The organism is Maridesulfovibrio sp. (assembly GCF_963677005.1).
Lineage (GTDB): Bacteria > Desulfobacterota > Desulfovibrionia > Desulfovibrionales > Desulfovibrionaceae > Maridesulfovibrio.
Window position 1 is genome coordinate 575,255 of the sequence record NZ_OY781616.1, and the last position, 16,174, is coordinate 591,428.

General features: G+C 51.7%; 15 protein-coding genes. 7 read left to right on the forward strand and 8 right to left on the reverse strand.

What is annotated here, in order from left to right; all coding sequences use genetic code 11:
• Nucleotides 1-126: 126 nt before the first annotated feature.
• The 4 genes from bioF to ACKU4E_RS02665 all read left to right on the forward strand — a co-directional run bounded on the left by bioF (nt 127) and on the right by ACKU4E_RS02665 (nt 3,679).
• Nucleotides 127-1,302: an 8-amino-7-oxononanoate synthase gene (gene bioF / locus ACKU4E_RS02650; protein ID WP_320169540.1), complete on the forward strand. Its 1,176-nt coding sequence runs from the start codon at nt 127-129 to the stop codon at nt 1,300-1,302.
• Nucleotides 1,302-1,934: an alpha/beta hydrolase gene (locus ACKU4E_RS02655; RefSeq protein ID WP_320169541.1), complete on the forward strand. Its 633-nt coding sequence runs from the start codon at nt 1,302-1,304 to the stop codon at nt 1,932-1,934. The genes bioF and ACKU4E_RS02655 overlap by 1 nt, the downstream gene beginning before the upstream one ends.
• Before the next feature lie 213 nt (nt 1,935-2,147).
• Entirely contained in the window at nt 2,148-2,900 is a 753-nt protein-coding gene (locus ACKU4E_RS02660; protein ID WP_320169542.1) for a methyltransferase domain-containing protein, read from the forward strand.
• A 98-nt stretch (nt 2,901-2,998) separates the two neighbouring features.
• A complete protein-coding gene (locus ACKU4E_RS02665; protein WP_320169543.1) occupies nt 2,999-3,679 on the forward strand; it encodes a CBS and ACT domain-containing protein in 681 nt (226 codons plus the stop codon).
• Nucleotides 3,680-3,824: 145 nt separating this feature from the next.
• Here ACKU4E_RS02665 and ACKU4E_RS02670 read toward each other — a convergent pair whose 3' ends face one another.
• Nucleotides 3,825-4,817 carry a hypothetical protein gene (locus tag ACKU4E_RS02670; RefSeq protein WP_320169544.1) on the reverse strand — a complete coding sequence of 331 codons (993 nt, stop codon included), beginning with the start codon at nt 4,815-4,817 and terminating at the stop codon, nt 3,825-3,827.
• A 333-nt stretch (nt 4,818-5,150) separates the two neighbouring features.
• On the opposite strand from ACKU4E_RS02670, the gene ACKU4E_RS02675 reads away from it, so the two are divergent.
• Nucleotides 5,151-5,612 (forward strand): hypothetical protein, encoded by a 462-nt coding sequence (locus ACKU4E_RS02675; RefSeq protein ID WP_320169545.1) that lies wholly within the window; start codon nt 5,151-5,153, stop codon nt 5,610-5,612.
• A 101-nt stretch (nt 5,613-5,713) separates the two neighbouring features.
• On the opposite strand, the gene ACKU4E_RS02680 is transcribed toward ACKU4E_RS02675, so the two are convergent.
• From ACKU4E_RS02680 to ACKU4E_RS02710, 7 genes are all read right to left on the reverse strand, one after another.
• Nucleotides 5,714-7,822: an FAD-dependent oxidoreductase gene (locus tag ACKU4E_RS02680; RefSeq protein ID WP_320169546.1), complete on the reverse strand. Its 2,109-nt coding sequence runs from the start codon at nt 7,820-7,822 to the stop codon at nt 5,714-5,716.
• 21 nt (nt 7,823-7,843) lie between these two features.
• Nucleotides 7,844-8,419: an electron transport complex protein RnfA gene (locus tag ACKU4E_RS02685; RefSeq protein ID WP_320169547.1), complete on the reverse strand. Its 576-nt coding sequence runs from the start codon at nt 8,417-8,419 to the stop codon at nt 7,844-7,846.
• A 344-nt stretch (nt 8,420-8,763) separates the two neighbouring features.
• A complete protein-coding gene (locus tag ACKU4E_RS02690) occupies nt 8,764-9,429 on the reverse strand; it encodes an electron transport complex subunit E (RefSeq protein ID WP_320169548.1) in 666 nt (221 codons plus the stop codon).
• A gap of 1 nt (nt 9,430) precedes the next feature.
• Nucleotides 9,431-10,018: an RnfABCDGE type electron transport complex subunit G gene (rnfG, locus tag ACKU4E_RS02695; protein WP_320169549.1), complete on the reverse strand. Its 588-nt coding sequence runs from the start codon at nt 10,016-10,018 to the stop codon at nt 9,431-9,433.
• A gap of 3 nt (nt 10,019-10,021) precedes the next feature.
• Complete coding sequence (locus tag ACKU4E_RS02700; protein ID WP_320169550.1) at nt 10,022-10,996, reverse strand: RnfABCDGE type electron transport complex subunit D; 975 nt, start codon at nt 10,994-10,996, stop codon at nt 10,022-10,024.
• Nucleotides 10,993-12,150, reverse strand: coding sequence for a 4Fe-4S dicluster domain-containing protein (locus ACKU4E_RS02705; RefSeq protein WP_320169551.1), 1,158 nt, complete (start codon nt 12,148-12,150; stop codon nt 10,993-10,995). Before ACKU4E_RS02705 ends, ACKU4E_RS02700 begins: the two co-directional genes overlap by 4 nt.
• Nucleotides 12,151-12,166: 16 nt before the next feature.
• Entirely contained in the window at nt 12,167-12,913 is a 747-nt protein-coding gene (locus ACKU4E_RS02710; RefSeq protein WP_320169552.1) for a cytochrome c3 family protein, read from the reverse strand.
• Between the two features lie 516 nt (nt 12,914-13,429).
• Here ACKU4E_RS02710 and ACKU4E_RS02715 point away from each other — a divergent pair.
• Entirely contained in the window at nt 13,430-14,938 is a 1,509-nt protein-coding gene (locus ACKU4E_RS02715; RefSeq protein WP_320169553.1) for an alkaline phosphatase, read from the forward strand.
• Between the two features lie 105 nt (nt 14,939-15,043).
• Complete coding sequence (locus ACKU4E_RS02720; RefSeq protein WP_320169554.1) at nt 15,044-16,171, forward strand: YibE/F family protein; 1,128 nt, start codon at nt 15,044-15,046, stop codon at nt 16,169-16,171.
• The last annotated feature ends 3 nt before the right edge of the window (nt 16,172-16,174 follow it).

Here is a 16,174-nt window from a genome sequence, read left to right on the forward strand (position 1 = left end):
TGTTTTGATATAAAATCATGGTTGCCATTCCGCTCCATGAGTTTTATTTTCCCTTTTCCGATAATGTGGGGTGACCGTTACCCACGATGCTGCCTTTACACCTACACAATTCCGGATTTTGTTTTTATGTCTCCAAAAAGCATATACCACTGTATTCAGGGCGAATTGGCTGATCTTGAAAAATCAGCATCTTTGCGTACCGTACCGGAAGTGGATAACGGTGCGGACAGATATCTCCGATTCAAGGGTGAGGACCTGTTGAACCTTGCGTCCAACGATTATCTTGGATTGGCGGGGGATTCCGTATTAAAAGAGGGAGCAACTGACGCAGTTGCGAAATACGGGTGCGGGGCGGCTGCCTCACGTCTGGTGACCGGCAATTTCGGAATTTACGATCAGCTGGAAAAAGAACTTGCCGAGTTCCATAACCGGGAAGATTCAATGGTTTTCAGTTCCGGGTATGCGGCCAATCTGGCCATAATGGATGCTTTTGCCGATAAGAAAACAGTTGTCTTTTCCGATAAACTGAATCACGCCAGCATACTGGATGGAATACGAATGTCCGGAGCAAGGCAGGTCCGCTATCGGCATAACGATATGGAGCATCTTGAAAAAAGGATGGCGGACCATGCAGACTGTGATTCCCGGATATTGATCACGGATACGATTTTCAGCATGGACGGCGACCTTGCGCACATGGAGCACATTGCCGACCTCTGCGACAGGTATGATACAATGCTGGTGGTGGATGAAGCGCACGCCGAAGGGGTGTTCGGTCAGGGACGCGGATTGTGTCGGGAAATGGGCGTCTCGGACAGAGTTGATCTGCATATGGGTGCTTTTTCCAAGGGATTGGGGTCCATGGGCGGAGCTGTTTCCGGCAGGCGTGAACTTGTTTCATACCTCCGTAACCGGGGACGTTCCTTTGTTTTTTCCACAGCACTTCCGCCTGCAGTGATCGGGGCCAGCCTTGCTGCCCTGCGGCTTGTCCGGTCAGATGATTCCCGCGGACGGAGACTGCTGGAAATGAGCCGGGAACTGAAGCTGTACTTGGAATCTCTGGGATTTGATTGCGGGATGACGCAAAGCCAGATCATACCGGTTATTCTGGGTGATAACGAGAGGACGCTGGGAGCACAGAAATTTCTGCTGACCAAGGGACTTTATGTGGCCGCCATCCGTCCTCCGACAGTTCCGCCGAACACCGCCAGACTGAGGCTTTCCATGCGGGCAGACTTCACCCGCACCGACATTGATCTGATCAGAATGGCGTTTGAAGCATTGAAAGAGGAATTTCTTTGATGGACAGCTTCTTTGTCAGCGGCTGGGCCGGTGATCCTGCCCAGTATCCCGGCCTTCCGGCATCATTTAATTATCTGGTGCCGTTCAGCGGATTCAACCCGCAGAATCTTGCCGGGATGATAGACTCAGGCGGCGACCTTCTTGTGGGCTGGTCCACCGGTGCGCATATGCTGCTAAGGTTCTGTCCGCATCTTTTTTCGCGTTTCGGGAAAGTTGTTTTGGCTGCGCCTTTTCTGGCCTTTACCGATTCCTTTCCCGAAAGATTGCTGCGCGGGATGATAAAGGGCATGGACGCTGGTCCGGCCGGGGTGGTGGCTGCCTTTCGTGCCAACTGCGCAGATCCTACCTCTTCCGACTATGATCCGGAACAGACCGACAAATTGATTGAAGGGCTTGAGTTTCTTATTTCTTCTAAAATTGAATTTGACGAACAGGTCCGCATGGACAATCTGATTCTGGTTTACGGCACGGCGGACCGGATAGTGCGGCGCAAGGCTTTCGACAGGGTCTGCAAGGCGGTTCAGCCTGCCGATATTGTTTTGCTTAATTGCGGGCACAAGATTCCCGAAAAGGACCTGCTCAATGTTATGGGATGTGTTTCTTGCCTTGGGTCCGTAAAACTTTTGATTTGAGAGGCCGCCTTCAATCCTTTTTTTGATTTATTAGGGTTTCCAAAGGGGATTATCCATCTCTGCTCTCCATATCCCTAAGACTCGAAGCGAGCTTCTCGTCTAAGGGCTAGTGGGCCTTTGGCCGGCGGCGGCGAAATCAAATTATCAAAAGCGCAAAGCGCATCAAATTAAATTTCTTAAGTGTTTTTTTGAGAAGTTAAGGAAAGAGCCAGGTTGAAGAAAAGAATTCGTCAGTGTTTCGGCAAAGCGGCCTCCAGCTACAGCGATGCAGCCTCTGTTCAGCGCGAGGTTGCGGCACGCTGCGCAAACTTCTGCCCTGAGGGTAACTATTCAAGGGTGCTGGATGTAGGGTCCGGGGTTGGTTTCCTGTATGCGGAGCTTGCTAAGCGTCTGAAGTTTGATGATTACGTGTCGCTTGATCTTGTTCGGCCCATGCTCATGGAGCAGCGCAAGGTCAACACGGCTTTTCTTTTGGCCGCGGATGGGGAGAATCTTCCTTTTTCCGGCGAAAGGTTCGATCTGCTGGTCAGTTCTTCGGCAATGCAGTGGTTTTCGGAGCCGGAAAGATCAATAGCGGATGCATTTCGGGTTCTTAAATCCGGGGGAAGGTTTTCAGTAGCTGTTTTCTGCCGCGGAACACTGGCCGAGCTGGCTGACGTCAGCCAAAGAACCGGATTCGGTTCGGTCAAGGAACTCAGGGACGAATCTTTTTACCGGGATGTTTTTTCATCGTTGCAGGGTGTTAAGGCGGAATTTTCGTCCGCCGTGTATGAAACATATTTTTCTACTGTGAAAGAATTTTTGAAAAAGCATAAAATGACCGGAGCTGTTGCTTCAGGAGGAAATATATCCTGGGGCAGGGAAAAATATCTCCGGTTTGTAGAGGAATACGAAAGACTGTACAGGGGAGAAGCGGGAATAAGGGCCACTTACCGGACTTTTTTCGCTTACGGTGAAAAGCTTTAGGGGAATTCTGCGGTATCCTTTCAAAGGGGCCGTTTAGGCTTTTCAGTCGTACAGATGGAGTTTTTGAGAGTAACTATGATGTATATCAGGAGATTTGTATGTTAGTTGGGGACTGGATGACCGAAGAGGTCCTGACCATCCTGCCGGGTGCTCCTATTCTGGATGCAATGAAAATGATGAGAGACGCCGGAATCAGACAGATTCCCGTTGTGGAGGCTTCCGGACTCGTTGCCGGAATAGTTTCCGACCGTGATGTCCGTGATGCGCTGCCGTCCAAATTTCTGCCCGGAGACAGCGCTTCAACCGTAGGGGAGGGCCTGCTGGGGTTGAAGGTCAAAGATATAATGACCCATGACCCGATAGTTGTTGCCCCGGAAACGTGCATGGAAGTGGCTGCTGAACTGTTGCTTGAGAACAAGATAGGCGGGCTGCCCGTTGTGGACGAATACGGAATAGCCGGAATTATTACTGAAGTTGATGTGTATCGCTTTCTGACCACGGTCACAGGGGTAAGCAAAGGAAGCTCACAGTTTGCATTTATTCTTGAAGACACCGCCTCAGCACTTGAGGAACTTCTTAATGACCTCTGGGCCCGCGGAGTCAGACTTTCTACCGTATTCACTTCATATGAAAGGGTTGATCCGGGGCAGCGTCGTGTCTTTGTATGGGTGCAGCGGCTTGATGACAGTACCGTGGAACAGCTTGTTCTGCACCTCAAGCGGGCATACGACCTGCTGTACCATGTTCATAGGGGAGTAACTCACAAGTCTGAATTCTGATCGGACGTATGAGTTTGGAATCCGCCCGTATTCGTTTTTTTATTGCGGAGGTGGGGGAGGAAAATGTTTCAGCCCTTTTGGGCGATGATTGGTTTGCAGCAGTCTGCCTGCGGAAATGCCCGGCATTCCCGCAGGCAGTTTGATATCAGATGGTACGCGAGAGCAGGGTGCCGCCGCCGAGCGTGCCGAGCTGTGAAAAGAAGCCGCTGACCTGGCTGTGCACCTGCTTGGCCTGTGCGTCCTGCTGGTCCTGTATGGCGGCTGCTTTTTCAAGCAATGTGTTTATATTCTTATTCAATTCTGCAAGCTTGTTCTGTTCGGAATCTGTAAGATCCCTTTCTTTTGCTGTAAGCTTCAGGTCTTCAGCCTGTTTGTCCAAAGTGTGAAACAATTTTTTTTCAACGTTGCTCAGGCCGTGGGTTACCAGGCTGCCGACTATTTCTTCCATTTCGGTGATGATTGCATCGGCTTTTTCCTCTTCTGCCGGAGTCAGTTCCTTTTTTTTGGTCCCCATTATTTCGTCTATCTTATCATTCAGTTCATCGGCCTTGGCCTGTTCTTCTGCCGTAAGAGTTTTGGGGCCTTCTATGCCGAACAGCTCTTTAAGCTCCGCCTGTATTGATTCTTCTTTCTTTTTTTCCGCTGCGGTCAGGGTCTTGCCTTCAGGGTAATACAGTTTTTTCAGTTCCCATTTCAGGCTTTCGGCCCGGCGCCGTTCAGCTCCTTCCGGTTCCTTGGTAGGAAGGATGTGATAAAGTTCATCCAGTTCATTCTGTATTTCATCTATTTTGTCCTGCTCTTCCTGAGTGAGCTCCTTGGGCTCATCACTTATTCCATATAACTTGTTGAGTTCGCTCTTCAGTTGCCCCAGTCTTTCTTCCTCTTCCTTTCGAACGGAGGTTTCGTCTACTCCGTAAATGCCGTTCAGTTGCGAGTAGTATGAGTTTACCTGCTGCTGTTCGTCAGATGTCAGGCCGAAGCTCATGGAGGCGAATTGCATCTGCAATTGCCTGCGGATCTGGGTGGGGCTCATGGAGCTGGATATAGTAGGTGTTTTCGAGGATGTGGAATTATTGGAAATATTGGTAAAATAGCTGCTTGCGGTACTGGTTCCACTTAATAGGGCGCTCGTATACATGATATTACCTTAAATTAGTCTTTTGTTTGTTAAGAAATATTTTCCCAAAAGATTATGTTTCTTAATTTAAGCAATATGTGTGCCGTTCGACAGGATTCTCATCTGTCGGCAGGTTGTGCTCTAGCGTATTTTAGCTGTCTTATAAGGAAGGTGAGAGTGCGGCTTTAATTTCCGGTTGCACAGAGTTGCGTAAACCAATGTTTTGTGCGATGCAAAAAATAGATATTGGATATAGGGCGAAATTTTTAAAAAAGGTTTATTCTCTTGATTTGAAAAAGTCCTTGCCGTATATTGAATTCCGTTTTTTAACACGACCATTTAGGAGGTTTTAACATGAGCGCAGCAACTGAAAAGGTGCACCAGATGGAAGATTACCAGGCGAAATCTGAAGTAGAAGTTCTGGGCGACCAGATCGCAGCAGGTGTCGGCGACACCGCTCAGAAGGATATGGGCAAAGTGGCCATCATCATTTCCTTCATGGCAGTAGTTCTTCTCGTAGTATTTTTCTACGGACTTAATCAGAATCTCAGCAGCCTCACTTCTGAAGTGAAAGATCTTCAGAGCGTACGCGGTGAAGTGGCAGACCTTAATGCCCAGATGGCTGTTGTAGACGGTCGCATTGTGGAACTTGAAAAGCTTCCCCTCAAGACCAAAAATATCATAATGGACGGCATTCTCGACGAAATGAACCAGAAAGCAGCATATGTTGGTGCCCAGCTCAGCCCGGAAGAGCAGGCCAAACTTGCCAAGGTTCAGGAGCTCCTCAGGGACGTTCAGTCCGGCCTCCAGAAATAATGCTTTGAGTGATCAAAGTTTTGGCGCAGCGGGCATGCCCGCTGCGCCTTTTTTATTTCCAGTAATTGAATGAAAACCCAAAGTAAAATTCGTCCTGTTTCTTATTCCACCTTCTCTCCCACGCGCGAAGTGCGGATATCCTCAAGGGGAATGTCCCTGTCATAGCATATCAGTCCGCAGCGCAGGCACCGGGATGTTTCGTGTTTAAGCTCCTGTTCGCAAAGGCAGCCTTCCACTTCATTAAAGGTCGATATTCTTTCATCCTCCCCGCACAGATGGGGAAGAGTTGAGCGTTTTTTCTGATTACAGCCGTCGACATCTTTGAAAAGGGTGTAAGGGATCAGGGTACGCATGAGGTTGCCTGCAACCGGTATTGATCCTGTTGTTAGCATGTAATGTATTGATCTTGCCGCGCGTCTCCCTGCCCCGACCGCTGAAATAACCAGTGAAGGACCGGAGAACGCATCACCGCCTGCAAAGACATACGGTACGGATGTCTGCAGGGTGTCCGGGTCGGCATTGATTGTACGCCAGCGGGTGAAATCCAGTTGACACTGCTCTTCTCCTTCCGTGTAAAAGCAGGTCAGTTCCGGTTTCTGGCCGATTGCCGAAATGATCGTATCGACCGGATAGCGCGTTTCGGAACCGGCTACTGGGACCGGACGGCGCCGACCGGAATCATCCGGTTCACCGAGCTCCATCGTTACACACTCCAGATGAGTTGCCCGTCCTGTTTTGTCCATTACCACTTTTGTAGGCGCAGCCAGGAAAATGAATTTTACCCCCTCTTCCGCTGCGGCGTCTATTTCTTCCGTGTTGGCGGGCATCTCGTTGCGGGTCCTGCGATAGAGCATGGTTACGTCACACCCGAGCCGGATGCTTGTCCTGGCCGCGTCTATTGCCGTGTTTCCACCTCCGACCACAATAACCTTCGGCCCGACATTGGGCGTCTGCCCCAGTCCCACAGCCGTAAGGAATTCCGTGCCGGAAACAACTCCCTGTGCTTCCTCCCCGTCAATTCGCAGGGAGCCGCTGGCCCAGGCTCCTATTCCCATGAAATAGGCTTCGAATCCTTCCTTCTCAAGACTTTCTATCGAGATGTCCACGCCGAATTTCTTTCCGTACCGAACCTCGATCCCCAGATTCAGAATTCCGTCTATTTCCCAATCAAGATCTTTTTTGGGCAGACGGTATTCCGGAATGCCGTAGCGCAACTGTCCGCCAAGTCCCGGCATGGATTCAAATATGGTCGGGCTGTGCCCAAGGCGGCGCAAAAAATTTGCGCACGAAAGGCCCGCAGGGCCTCCGCCGATGACAGCGACCTTGTGTCCGGTATCCTTTGCGCAGGGAATTTCCGGTCGCAGGCCGTTCTTAAGTTCCCAGTCGGCCACGAAACGTTTGATCATGTTGATGCCTACAGGACGGTCCACATGTCCCCGGCGGCAGACCTCCTCGCACGGACGCGGACATACCCGGCCGCAGACCAGCAGCAGAGGATTGCGCTCGCGGATGATGCTCACCGCCCCGGCATAATCGCCCCGGCCCGCTGCTTCGATATAGCGTGGAATGTTGATCTGGCCGGGACATTTCTGCTGGCACGGGGCCAGACAGTCGTTTATTTCTTCCTGATGAAGAAGCTTCGCGCTCATGGAAACAATGGAAAGCACCCCTCTGGGGCAGGCATCCACGCATTTGCGGCAGGCTCGGCAGGCCAGCGGGTCCACAACAGGCAGGCCTTCCTCTCCCATGTGAATGGCATCGAAAGGGCAGACCGCAACGCATGTACCCAGTCCCAGACATCCTTCCGGGCAGGTTTTTGCCCCATCGTAAAGCAGTGCCTGAGCCCGGCAGTCCCCGGCTCCTTCATAGTTGTAAAGCTCTTCGGCCCGCTGTCCGCCGGTGCAGTCACGGAAAGCCAGTTCCGGTTCCATATCCGGGACTTCAAGGCCCATCACGGCCCCGACCTTTTTGGCTGTTTCAACCCCGCCTATCACGCAGACCCCGGCACCGGACTTACCTTCCACCACCGCATTGGCCGCACCGGAACAACCCGCGTAGCCGCAGCCTCCGCAGTTCACCCCCGGCAGCACATTTTCCACCTGCGCTATGCGCGGGTCTTCTTCTACATGCAGAATCTTCGAGGACGCAGCCAGAATGGCCGCGGCGGTAAATCCCAGTCCCATGAGAACGAGCAGTGATGAAATGATCATGGTCATACCTGTACGGTTAAATTAAATCATGCCCTTGAATGCGAAAAAAGCGAGCGACATCAGCCCGGCCATTACCAGAGCGATAGGTGTGCCTTTCATGGCCTTGGGCACCCTGGAAACTTCAATTCTCTCCCTTATGGATGAGAGCAGTACCAGAGCCAGCATGAAGCCGAGTCCCGAAGCAAAAGAAAAAGCCACAGTCTTTACGAATGTGAATTCCTCCCGTTGACAGATAATGGCTATGCCCATGACCGCGCAGTTGGTCGTGATCAGCGGCAGAAAAATGCCCAGTGCCTTGTACAGCGGAGGCACCACCTTTTTGAGGAACATCTCCACGAACTGCACGAGCGCGGCGATAACCAGTATGAAGGTCAGCGTCTGCAGGTATTCAAGTTTCAGCGGATCAAGTAGGTATTCCTGCACTGCCCACGTGATGGAAGCAGCCATGGTCGCCACGAATACCACAGCCCCGCCCATGCCCAGCGCAACCGAAATTCTCTTGGATGTGCCGATGAACGGGCAGTTGCCAAGATACTGCGCCAGTACGATGTTGTTTACGAATATGGCCGAGATAAAAAGCAGAAAATATTCCTTCACCTTGTTTTACCCTCGCCTTTTGCTGTCCTGTGCGTTGTTTCAGCCTCCGGCGGCCCTGCCGGGGGGATTTTGTTGCGCTTCGCGCTTTTTGACGATTCGGGTTCGCCTCCGGCGGCCAAAGGGGATAATCCCCTTTGGAATCCCTGACAGTTAAAATATATTAGTAGCCTAAATCGGTTGTTATGTAATTTGTCATATCCAAAAGTGATGACCTTGTTCCGTTCAAGGCCGCGAAGCTTATTGAAAGTTTTTGAAGAGTCCAGAGAAACTTTTTTCAAAAAGTTTCTTTGGCCCTCGGAGAGGCCCCCGGCAGGGCTCCCCGCGAGGTTTCCTGTATATTTAGGTTAACGGCTGCACATGCCGCAGGTCCGGCACTGGTGTTCCGGGTTGTCCAGGGCCTGTTGTCCTTTGCGCTTTGCTGCCCAGCTTGTGTACACGTTCATCAGCGCGAGTAGTATTCCGAGGCAGACAAAGGCTCCGGGCGCTTCGACCATGAACGAGAAGGGTTTGTAGCCTGCTGGCATGACGGCTGCACCGAAAAGGGTGCCGTAGCCAAACACTTCACGCAGCCCGCCCAGCAGGGTCAGGGAAATGGTGAATCCCATGCCCATGCCCAGACCGTCCGCGGCCGAGAGCAGAACTGTGTTTTTGGATGCGAACGCTTCCGCGCGGCCGAGTATGATGCAGTTTACCACTATGAGCGGCACAAAGATGCCCAATTGCTGATAGAGCGGGTAGGCATAGGCCTGCATGAGCAGTTCCACGGCCACCACAAGGGAGGCCGCGATGACGATGAAGCAGGCGATGCGCACTTTTGCCGGAATGATTTTGCGGAAAACCGAAACCAGTATGTTGGACACGGTGAGCACAAAGATTACGGCCATGCCCATGCCGAATCCGTTGTCCGCAGTTTTGGTAACGGCCAGAGTGGGGCAAAGACCAAGCACCACTTTGAATGGCGGAAGTTCGGCCCATAAGCCTTTGGAGAATTCTTTCCATAACCTGATCATGTTATGACCCCTGTTTCCATGCTGTTTTCAGCTGCGGTTGTATGCTGCCGAAGATGTTTATGGCTTTTTTTACCGCTTCGACCGATGCTGTGGAGGATATGGTCGCGCCTGCGATCGCGTCCACGTTTCCGCCTTTGGACTTCAGTTCAACGCTGAAAGGATGGTTGCGAAACTGGTTGGTAAATCCGTGACCGGCAACTCTTGCCCCGATTCCGGGGGTTTCCTTCATGGTGGTTATGCCGATTCCGGAGAGGTTGTTGCCGTCCATATTGAACCCGACCATGACTCCCACATCGCCTCCGAATCCTTTGGAGGATGTTTCCAGAGCTATGGCGACCAGTCTGCCGTCCTTGATGGCCGGGAAGACGGTTACCTGCTGCTTTGTTCCGGGGATGGTTATCTTTTTGCGGTCCTTTACCGGAGAATTGTCGAATCCGCCCAGAACATGTTCTATGGCCGGTCCCTGTACGTAGGTAAGCACCTGTTCTTCGATGCGGTTGCCGGTGGCATCCTTGAGTCCTGCCAGGGTAACGGCGGAGAGTCCGCAGAAAAAGGTCAGCACAACGATCATTCTGATTGCTTCTTTCATGGCTTACCTCCGCAGATAGATGCTTGTGACCCCGCCGAAAGGTTTGGGACGTATTTTATCAAAGAGCGGGGTGGTGAGGTTGGCCAGCAGGACGGCGAAAGGCACTCCGTCCGGATAGATGCCGTAAGTCCTGATGATTACGACAAGTACACCGGCTGTAAGCCCGTAACAGATCATCGGAATGTGCCCGACCGGCGAAGAGGAGCTGTCCGTGGCCAGAAAAAATGCACCGAAAAGGGTGGACCCGCAGAGAAGGTGATAAACGGGCGAGGCGTACTTCAACGGATCGGCAAGGTGCCAGATTGTGGCGGCAACGGCCACTCCGCAAATAAAGGACAGCGGGATATCCGGGCGGACTGTCCTGCGTGCCAGAAGGAAGATTCCTCCAAGGATTATCGCTCCGGCCTGAGCCGCTCCGTTTCCTCCCAGCTGATAACCAAGCAGGAGTTTTTCAATCGAGTAGCCGTCGAGCGGGGTCGGGCCGAAATTTTTGAGCTGCCCGAGCGGGTAGGTAAGCTCGGAGGCGAGCATGGAGATGTTGAAATCCATCAAATCCGGCCAGGATACGGTAAGAATGGCCCAGCCGACCAGTGGCGCGCAAAGGGGGCTGCTTCCCAGACCTCCGAAAATCATGCGTCCGATGATGACGGACAGACCGCTTCCGGTGGCAACCATCCACCACGGAGCCGAAGGAGGCAGCAGCATTCCCAGCAGCAGGCCGCTCAATATGGTTGTGTAGTTGTCCGCTTCAATCTCGCGTTTCATCACGAAGAGGCTTGCGGTTTCGGTCAGGACAGCCACAGTGCAGGAAAGTGCCAGAACCCGGACGGACTGCATCTGATAGTGCCATACGGCAAAGGCAATTGCCGGAAGCAGGGCCAGAATAGTCTCCAGAGCCGAGTTTCTGATGGTCCGGCCGCAATGTACGTGTGAGGGGGCCGAAACAGTGAGTACAGGTGATCCGCTTATCGGTTTCATGCTTTTTCCCGCAGGTCTTCCAGTATCGGTTGTTGTGAAAGTTCCTTTTTGGCCAGCCTGATGTAGTGCAGAACCGGCCGCTGGGCCGTACACCAGTATGTGCACAGTCCGCATTCGAAGCAGGCTGCGATGTTGTATGAAAGAGTGTTCTCGAACAGTCCGAACTCCGCGTGCCGCGAGATCATGTTCGGCATCAGCCGCGCTGGGCATCTGATGACGCATTCCCCGCAGCCTACGCAGGGCGCATCCTTTATGGTCGGTTCCGGTCCGGACGGGATTACGCAGATACCTTGTGTTTCCGGCCCGATTCCGTGGTTTAGTGAATAGACCGCCTCGCCGGAGAGCGGACCGCCGAGGATGACCCGGTCGTTATCCGCAACTGAAAATCCGGCCATTTTGACCAGCAGCCCCACCGGAGTTCCCACCGGTGCCTGAAAAAGGGTGCTGCCGACTTTGACCATAATGTCGCTGACCGGCTGTCTGCCGTGCAGGGTCCGTCCGATGCGATATAGCTCGGCAGCGTTTATTACGGATACTTCGGGGGGCATTTCCTGTCCGGTCACGGCCTTGACCACCATGGCGTTCAGCCCGTTGGGGTAGACCGGGGCAATCTCGTGGGAACTGCATCCCTGCAGAGTCCAGTTCATGCCTGCAGGGAGTGCCAGTGCGCATGCCTTGGGGACTAGTGCTTTTTTGAGGAAGGCGAGCCCTTCAAGCATGATGTCGTTGAATTCTTCGATGAGGAAGCGGTGTCCGTCCAGCCCGGATTCCGCAGGCACGGCGTTTATGATCAGGGTGTTTTCCGGCTTGAACGGGCGGGTGTCTATTCCGCCATGGCGCAGGGATTCCAGCATGCTGCCGGTATTTAGCGTGGAAAAATCCAGCGGCTGCGCCGTGCGTTCACCGTCTTCCTGTATGCGGATGAAATCTTTTTTTACATCAATTACTTTCCCGGAAATTGACGAATGCAGCGAGGGGAGTTTGCCGGCCGGGTCTTCGGCCATAGTCTGTCCTTTGGACGTGCTGTCTCCGACTTTTACCAGCGGACGGTATCCGGTCACGCACAGGCATATTTCAAAGGATGATATGTCCTGTTCGCGGATGTTCACTATGGGGCCCCTGTCACAGGGGGTGAGTGAGAATAGATGATTCATGGCTGGGTCGTTCACCTTACTTTAAATGACATTTAGCGCAGTCGTCATCCATGTAGGGACCGCGTTTCAGTTCTTTGTGACAGTCCATGCACTGGTCGTGAAAAGCGCTTTCCCTGTTCAGCACGAGATCTTTACCCTTTTCCTGATGACACTGGGCGCATGGAGTATGGTCACCTGTGTAATCTTTCATGTTGCGCATCTTATGGCATGGCGTGCATCCTTTCAGGCCGTCCTTGAACATGTCGTCATGGCAGGTGATGCAGCGGTCATGGGCTGCGTTGCGTACGCTTGGAACGTCTTTTGTCCCGGCATTGGTGTGGCAGTTGCCGCATTTCTGGGGTTTTTGCTCTATGTCTGTCGGGTGATGGCAGGCAAGGCAATCGTCTTCGGCATATTCCTTGTGTGCCTCGTGATCGAAGCTGAGTCTGCCCAGTTCTGCATGGTGGCATTTTACGCAGTAGCTGTTGTCCGGAAAGGAGTTGATGTGTTCGCGAACGTAATCGCGGTCAAAAGTCTGGGGATGGCAGGAGCCGCAGGGCAGTGGAGGCTGGGATTCTCCCTGCTGTTCGTGGTGGCATTTGCTGCAGGGAATATCGTAGTCGCGGTGATGGCTCAGGTGGGCGAAAATAACTTTTCCACCGCTGTTGCGGAAAAGTATGCGTACCGGTATTTTCTGTTTCTCTTCCGGTATCACATATCCGGCAACAGCCAGTCCCATCAGAATTGCGACAATTATGGTGACGGGGATAAATTTTCTGTTCACCGGCTCTCCTTATTTTATAAAGAATCTTAGCTGTATATTCTATATTTAACTGTTGAAAATTTGTCCAGCACAAACTTTTACATGTGCAAAAAGGTACATGAACATATTCCGGTACGTAAAAACAGATTGTAAAGGGTGTTTGTGTTCGTTTTCGAAACAATATGGTGGTTAGTATATGGGTGCTTTTCGTTTTTGAACGAGTGTTGTGTTGTTTTTGAGTTATATGATTTGCCCAATTCCCAGTCGTGTATTTTTGTTGGTTTGTCTTCTGTTCATTGTTGTGTTTCAAATTGATTACAACTGTATTTCTATTACGCAGGAGGTGTTCTGCCGGGTATATCGTGCGATTTACCGGGTTGCTCCTGAAAAAGTCGGGAAGGGGAGTGTGTCTGGTTTTCGTAAATGTTTTAAATCTGTGACATAGTGGACACATTCAACTGGTATTTACGCATGCAGGAACTGGAGAGTCCTTTTCCGGGGCCGGTAATAACATCAATAAAATATCAGGAGAACGTGATGAGAGTTTCCATCAGGAAAATGCTGCTGCTTCTGGTCTGTGCGCTGCTCGTTTCAGCAGTTTCAGCTCAGGCTAAAGAGAAGAAGGTTCGTGTCTACAAGGGAAAACCAGCCAAGTATATTTTTCTGTTCATCGGTGACGGAATGGCCATGCCTCAGAAGTCTGCCACCGAAGCCTACATCGGCAAGGAACTGGTCATGAATACTTTCCCCGCACAGGGCATGACCACCACTTACGCTGCCGACAGATTCATTACCGGGTCTGCCGCTTCCGCTACCGCCATTGCCAGCGGACAGAAGACCAATATCGGAATGCTCGGTATGTCTCCCAGCCAGAAGCAGGTTAAATCCGTGGCTGAAATAGCCAGGTCGCAGGGTAAGAAGGTCGGCATTGTTTCGAGTGTGTCCATCGACCACGCAACCCCGGCCGCTTTCTACTCCCATGTTCCCACTCGCGGGCAGTATTATGACATTGACGTTGCCATCTCCGAGAGCGGATTCGATTTCTTCGGCGGCGGAGGCCTCAAGGACCCGAACAACAAAAAGAAAAACAGCAGCAACTATAAAGGCAATGCTCTCGATCTGATCAAAAATGCAGGCTACAAGGTTGTTACTGAGAAAGACACTTTCAACGCCCTCAAGCCCGGTGACGGAAAAGTTATTGCCTGGAACGCATGGCTTCAGGACGGACAGGCACTGCCTTACACCATGGACAAGAGTCCCTCTGACATTTCGCTGCCTGAGTTTACCGGAAAGGCCATTGAAATGCTGGATAACCCCAATGGATTTTTCCTCATGGTCGAAGGCGGAAAGATTGACTGGGCCTGCCATGCAAACGATGCTGCCGCTTTTATCCACAACACTGTTGATTTTGATGATTCCATTGCCAAGGCTGTTGAATTCGCCAAGAAACATCCCTCGGAAACTCTTATCGTAGTAACCGGGGACCACGAATGCGGCGGACTTACTCTCGGCTTTGCCGGAACCAAGTATTCCTCCCACTATGACTCCCTCAAGAATCAGGATGTTTCTTTTCAGAAGTTCACGGATGAAATCATTCCCCTCTGGAGAAAAGAGAATGCCGGAAAAGCCAGCTTCGAAGATTTCGAACCCACAATCACCCACTTCTTCGGAATTGAATTTGACGGTGATCCCAAGAAGAACCCCATGGTCGTAAAAGACTATCAGCTCAAAATGCTGAAGGATGCTTACGAACGCACCATGAAGGGGGAAACTAAATTCAAGAATGCAGGTCTGAACAACCTTTATGGCGGTTATGATCCCCTGACCGTAACCATCACCCATGTTCTGGACAACAACGCCGGTCTCGGCTGGACCTCTTTCAAGCACACCGGTGTTCCTGTAGCCACTTCCGCCATGGGCGTAGGCGCTTCTTCCTTTAACGGATACTACGATAATATTGATATCGCTTACAAAATAATGTCAGTAATGGGCGTTACCCCTCAGATTTATTCCTTTAACGGAAAAGTTCGGGTTGCGGCCAACTAGGCTGTTATTTGAAATTGCAGTTACAAGGCAGGGCTCTATCCGGGCTCTGCCTTTTTCATCTCCGCCTGCGCGCAGATTTTGAATTGAATTACGAGAGATATGATTATGCCGGGATTTTTCAAAAACAGAGAGTTTGTTCTGGTTGTTGTTTTTGCTGTGCTGACTGCAGTTCTTTTTTTTATTCCCTCTGATTTCGATAGACGGGTCGATGACAATGCAGTCCGTTGCAAGGCCGAGGTTACAGCCGTGGACAATTCCGAGATTCACCAGTTCGGAATCGTCAAGACGGGGCTGCAACTGGTTACCATGAAGATGCTGGACGGGCAGTTTGCAGGTAAGGAATTCAAGGGAACCAACGAACTCCTGGGCCAGATGGATAAGGACAAAATTTTTTCCATCGGAGACAAGGCTCTGGCCGTCCTTACCCTTAATGCAGACGGCAAGGTGATATTCGTCAATCCGCAGGATCACTACCGGATCGGACTGGAAGTACTCCTGCTTGGACTGTTTACAGTTCTACTGCTGATTTTCGGCGGCTGGACCGGGGCCAAGGCCATGTTCTCGTTCCTTTTCACCGCTCTTGTGCTCTGGAAACTGCTCCTGCCCGGATTGCTGAACGGTGTTGATCCCGTATGGATGACCATGGCAATTGTGACCGTGCTGTGTGCCGTGATCATTTTTATGGTCGCAGGACTCAACCGCAAAGGGCTTGTGGCCTTTCTCGGTTCTTTCATGGGAGTTTTCACAAGCTGCCTGCTGGCGATTTATTTTACCGGCAGACTGCATCTGCACGGGGCGGTTATGCCGTTTGCCGAAACCCTCCTTTATTCCGGCTTCGCTCATCTTGATTTAACTAAAATTTATATTGCCGCGGTATTTCTGGCCTGTTCCGGGGCGGTAATGGACCTTGCCATGGATGTTTCCGCCTGTATGGACGAGGTGGTCATGGCCAACCCGGATATCTCCCGCATGGGAATACTTGCTTCCGGTCTGCGGGTGGGCAGGGCGGTGGTGGGCACCATGACAACAACGCTGCTTCTGGCCTATTCCGGCGGATTCATTACTCTGCTTATGGCTTTCATGGCTCAGGGTGTTCCGTTGGTGAACACGTTCAACTTTGTCTATGTCTCCGCCGAGGTCCTCAAGACTCTGGTGGGCAGCTTCGGTCTGGTTACCGTGGCGCCTTTTACCGCTGTAGCAGGAGCAGTCATTTATATGCACAGGAAGTCCTAGATT

What these genes read in the sequence shown, in the direction of transcription:
- ACKU4E_RS02715 (WP_320169553.1), top strand. Translation starts at nt 13,430, where the DNA reads ATGAGAGTTTCCATCAGGAAAATGCTGCTGCTTCTGGTCTGTGCGCTG.
- ACKU4E_RS02700 (WP_320169550.1), bottom strand. Translation starts at nt 10,996, where the DNA reads ATGAAACCGATAAGCGGATCACCTGTACTCACTGTTTCGGCCCCCTCA.
- bioF (WP_320169540.1), top strand. Translation starts at nt 127, where the DNA reads ATGTCTCCAAAAAGCATATACCACTGTATTCAGGGCGAATTGGCTGAT.
- ACKU4E_RS02675 (WP_320169545.1), top strand. Translation starts at nt 5,151, where the DNA reads ATGAGCGCAGCAACTGAAAAGGTGCACCAGATGGAAGATTACCAGGCG.
- ACKU4E_RS02665 (WP_320169543.1), top strand. Translation starts at nt 2,999, where the DNA reads ATGTTAGTTGGGGACTGGATGACCGAAGAGGTCCTGACCATCCTGCCG.
- ACKU4E_RS02670 (WP_320169544.1), bottom strand. Translation starts at nt 4,817, where the DNA reads ATGTATACGAGCGCCCTATTAAGTGGAACCAGTACCGCAAGCAGCTAT.
- rnfG (WP_320169549.1), bottom strand. Translation starts at nt 10,018, where the DNA reads ATGAAAGAAGCAATCAGAATGATCGTTGTGCTGACCTTTTTCTGCGGA.
- ACKU4E_RS02680 (WP_320169546.1), bottom strand. Translation starts at nt 7,822, where the DNA reads ATGATCATTTCATCACTGCTCGTTCTCATGGGACTGGGATTTACCGCC.
- ACKU4E_RS02690 (WP_320169548.1), bottom strand. Translation starts at nt 9,429, where the DNA reads ATGATCAGGTTATGGAAAGAATTCTCCAAAGGCTTATGGGCCGAACTT.
- ACKU4E_RS02655 (WP_320169541.1), top strand. Translation starts at nt 1,302, where the DNA reads ATGGACAGCTTCTTTGTCAGCGGCTGGGCCGGTGATCCTGCCCAGTAT.
- ACKU4E_RS02720 (WP_320169554.1), top strand. Translation starts at nt 15,044, where the DNA reads ATGCCGGGATTTTTCAAAAACAGAGAGTTTGTTCTGGTTGTTGTTTTT.
- ACKU4E_RS02705 (WP_320169551.1), bottom strand. Translation starts at nt 12,150, where the DNA reads ATGAATCATCTATTCTCACTCACCCCCTGTGACAGGGGCCCCATAGTG.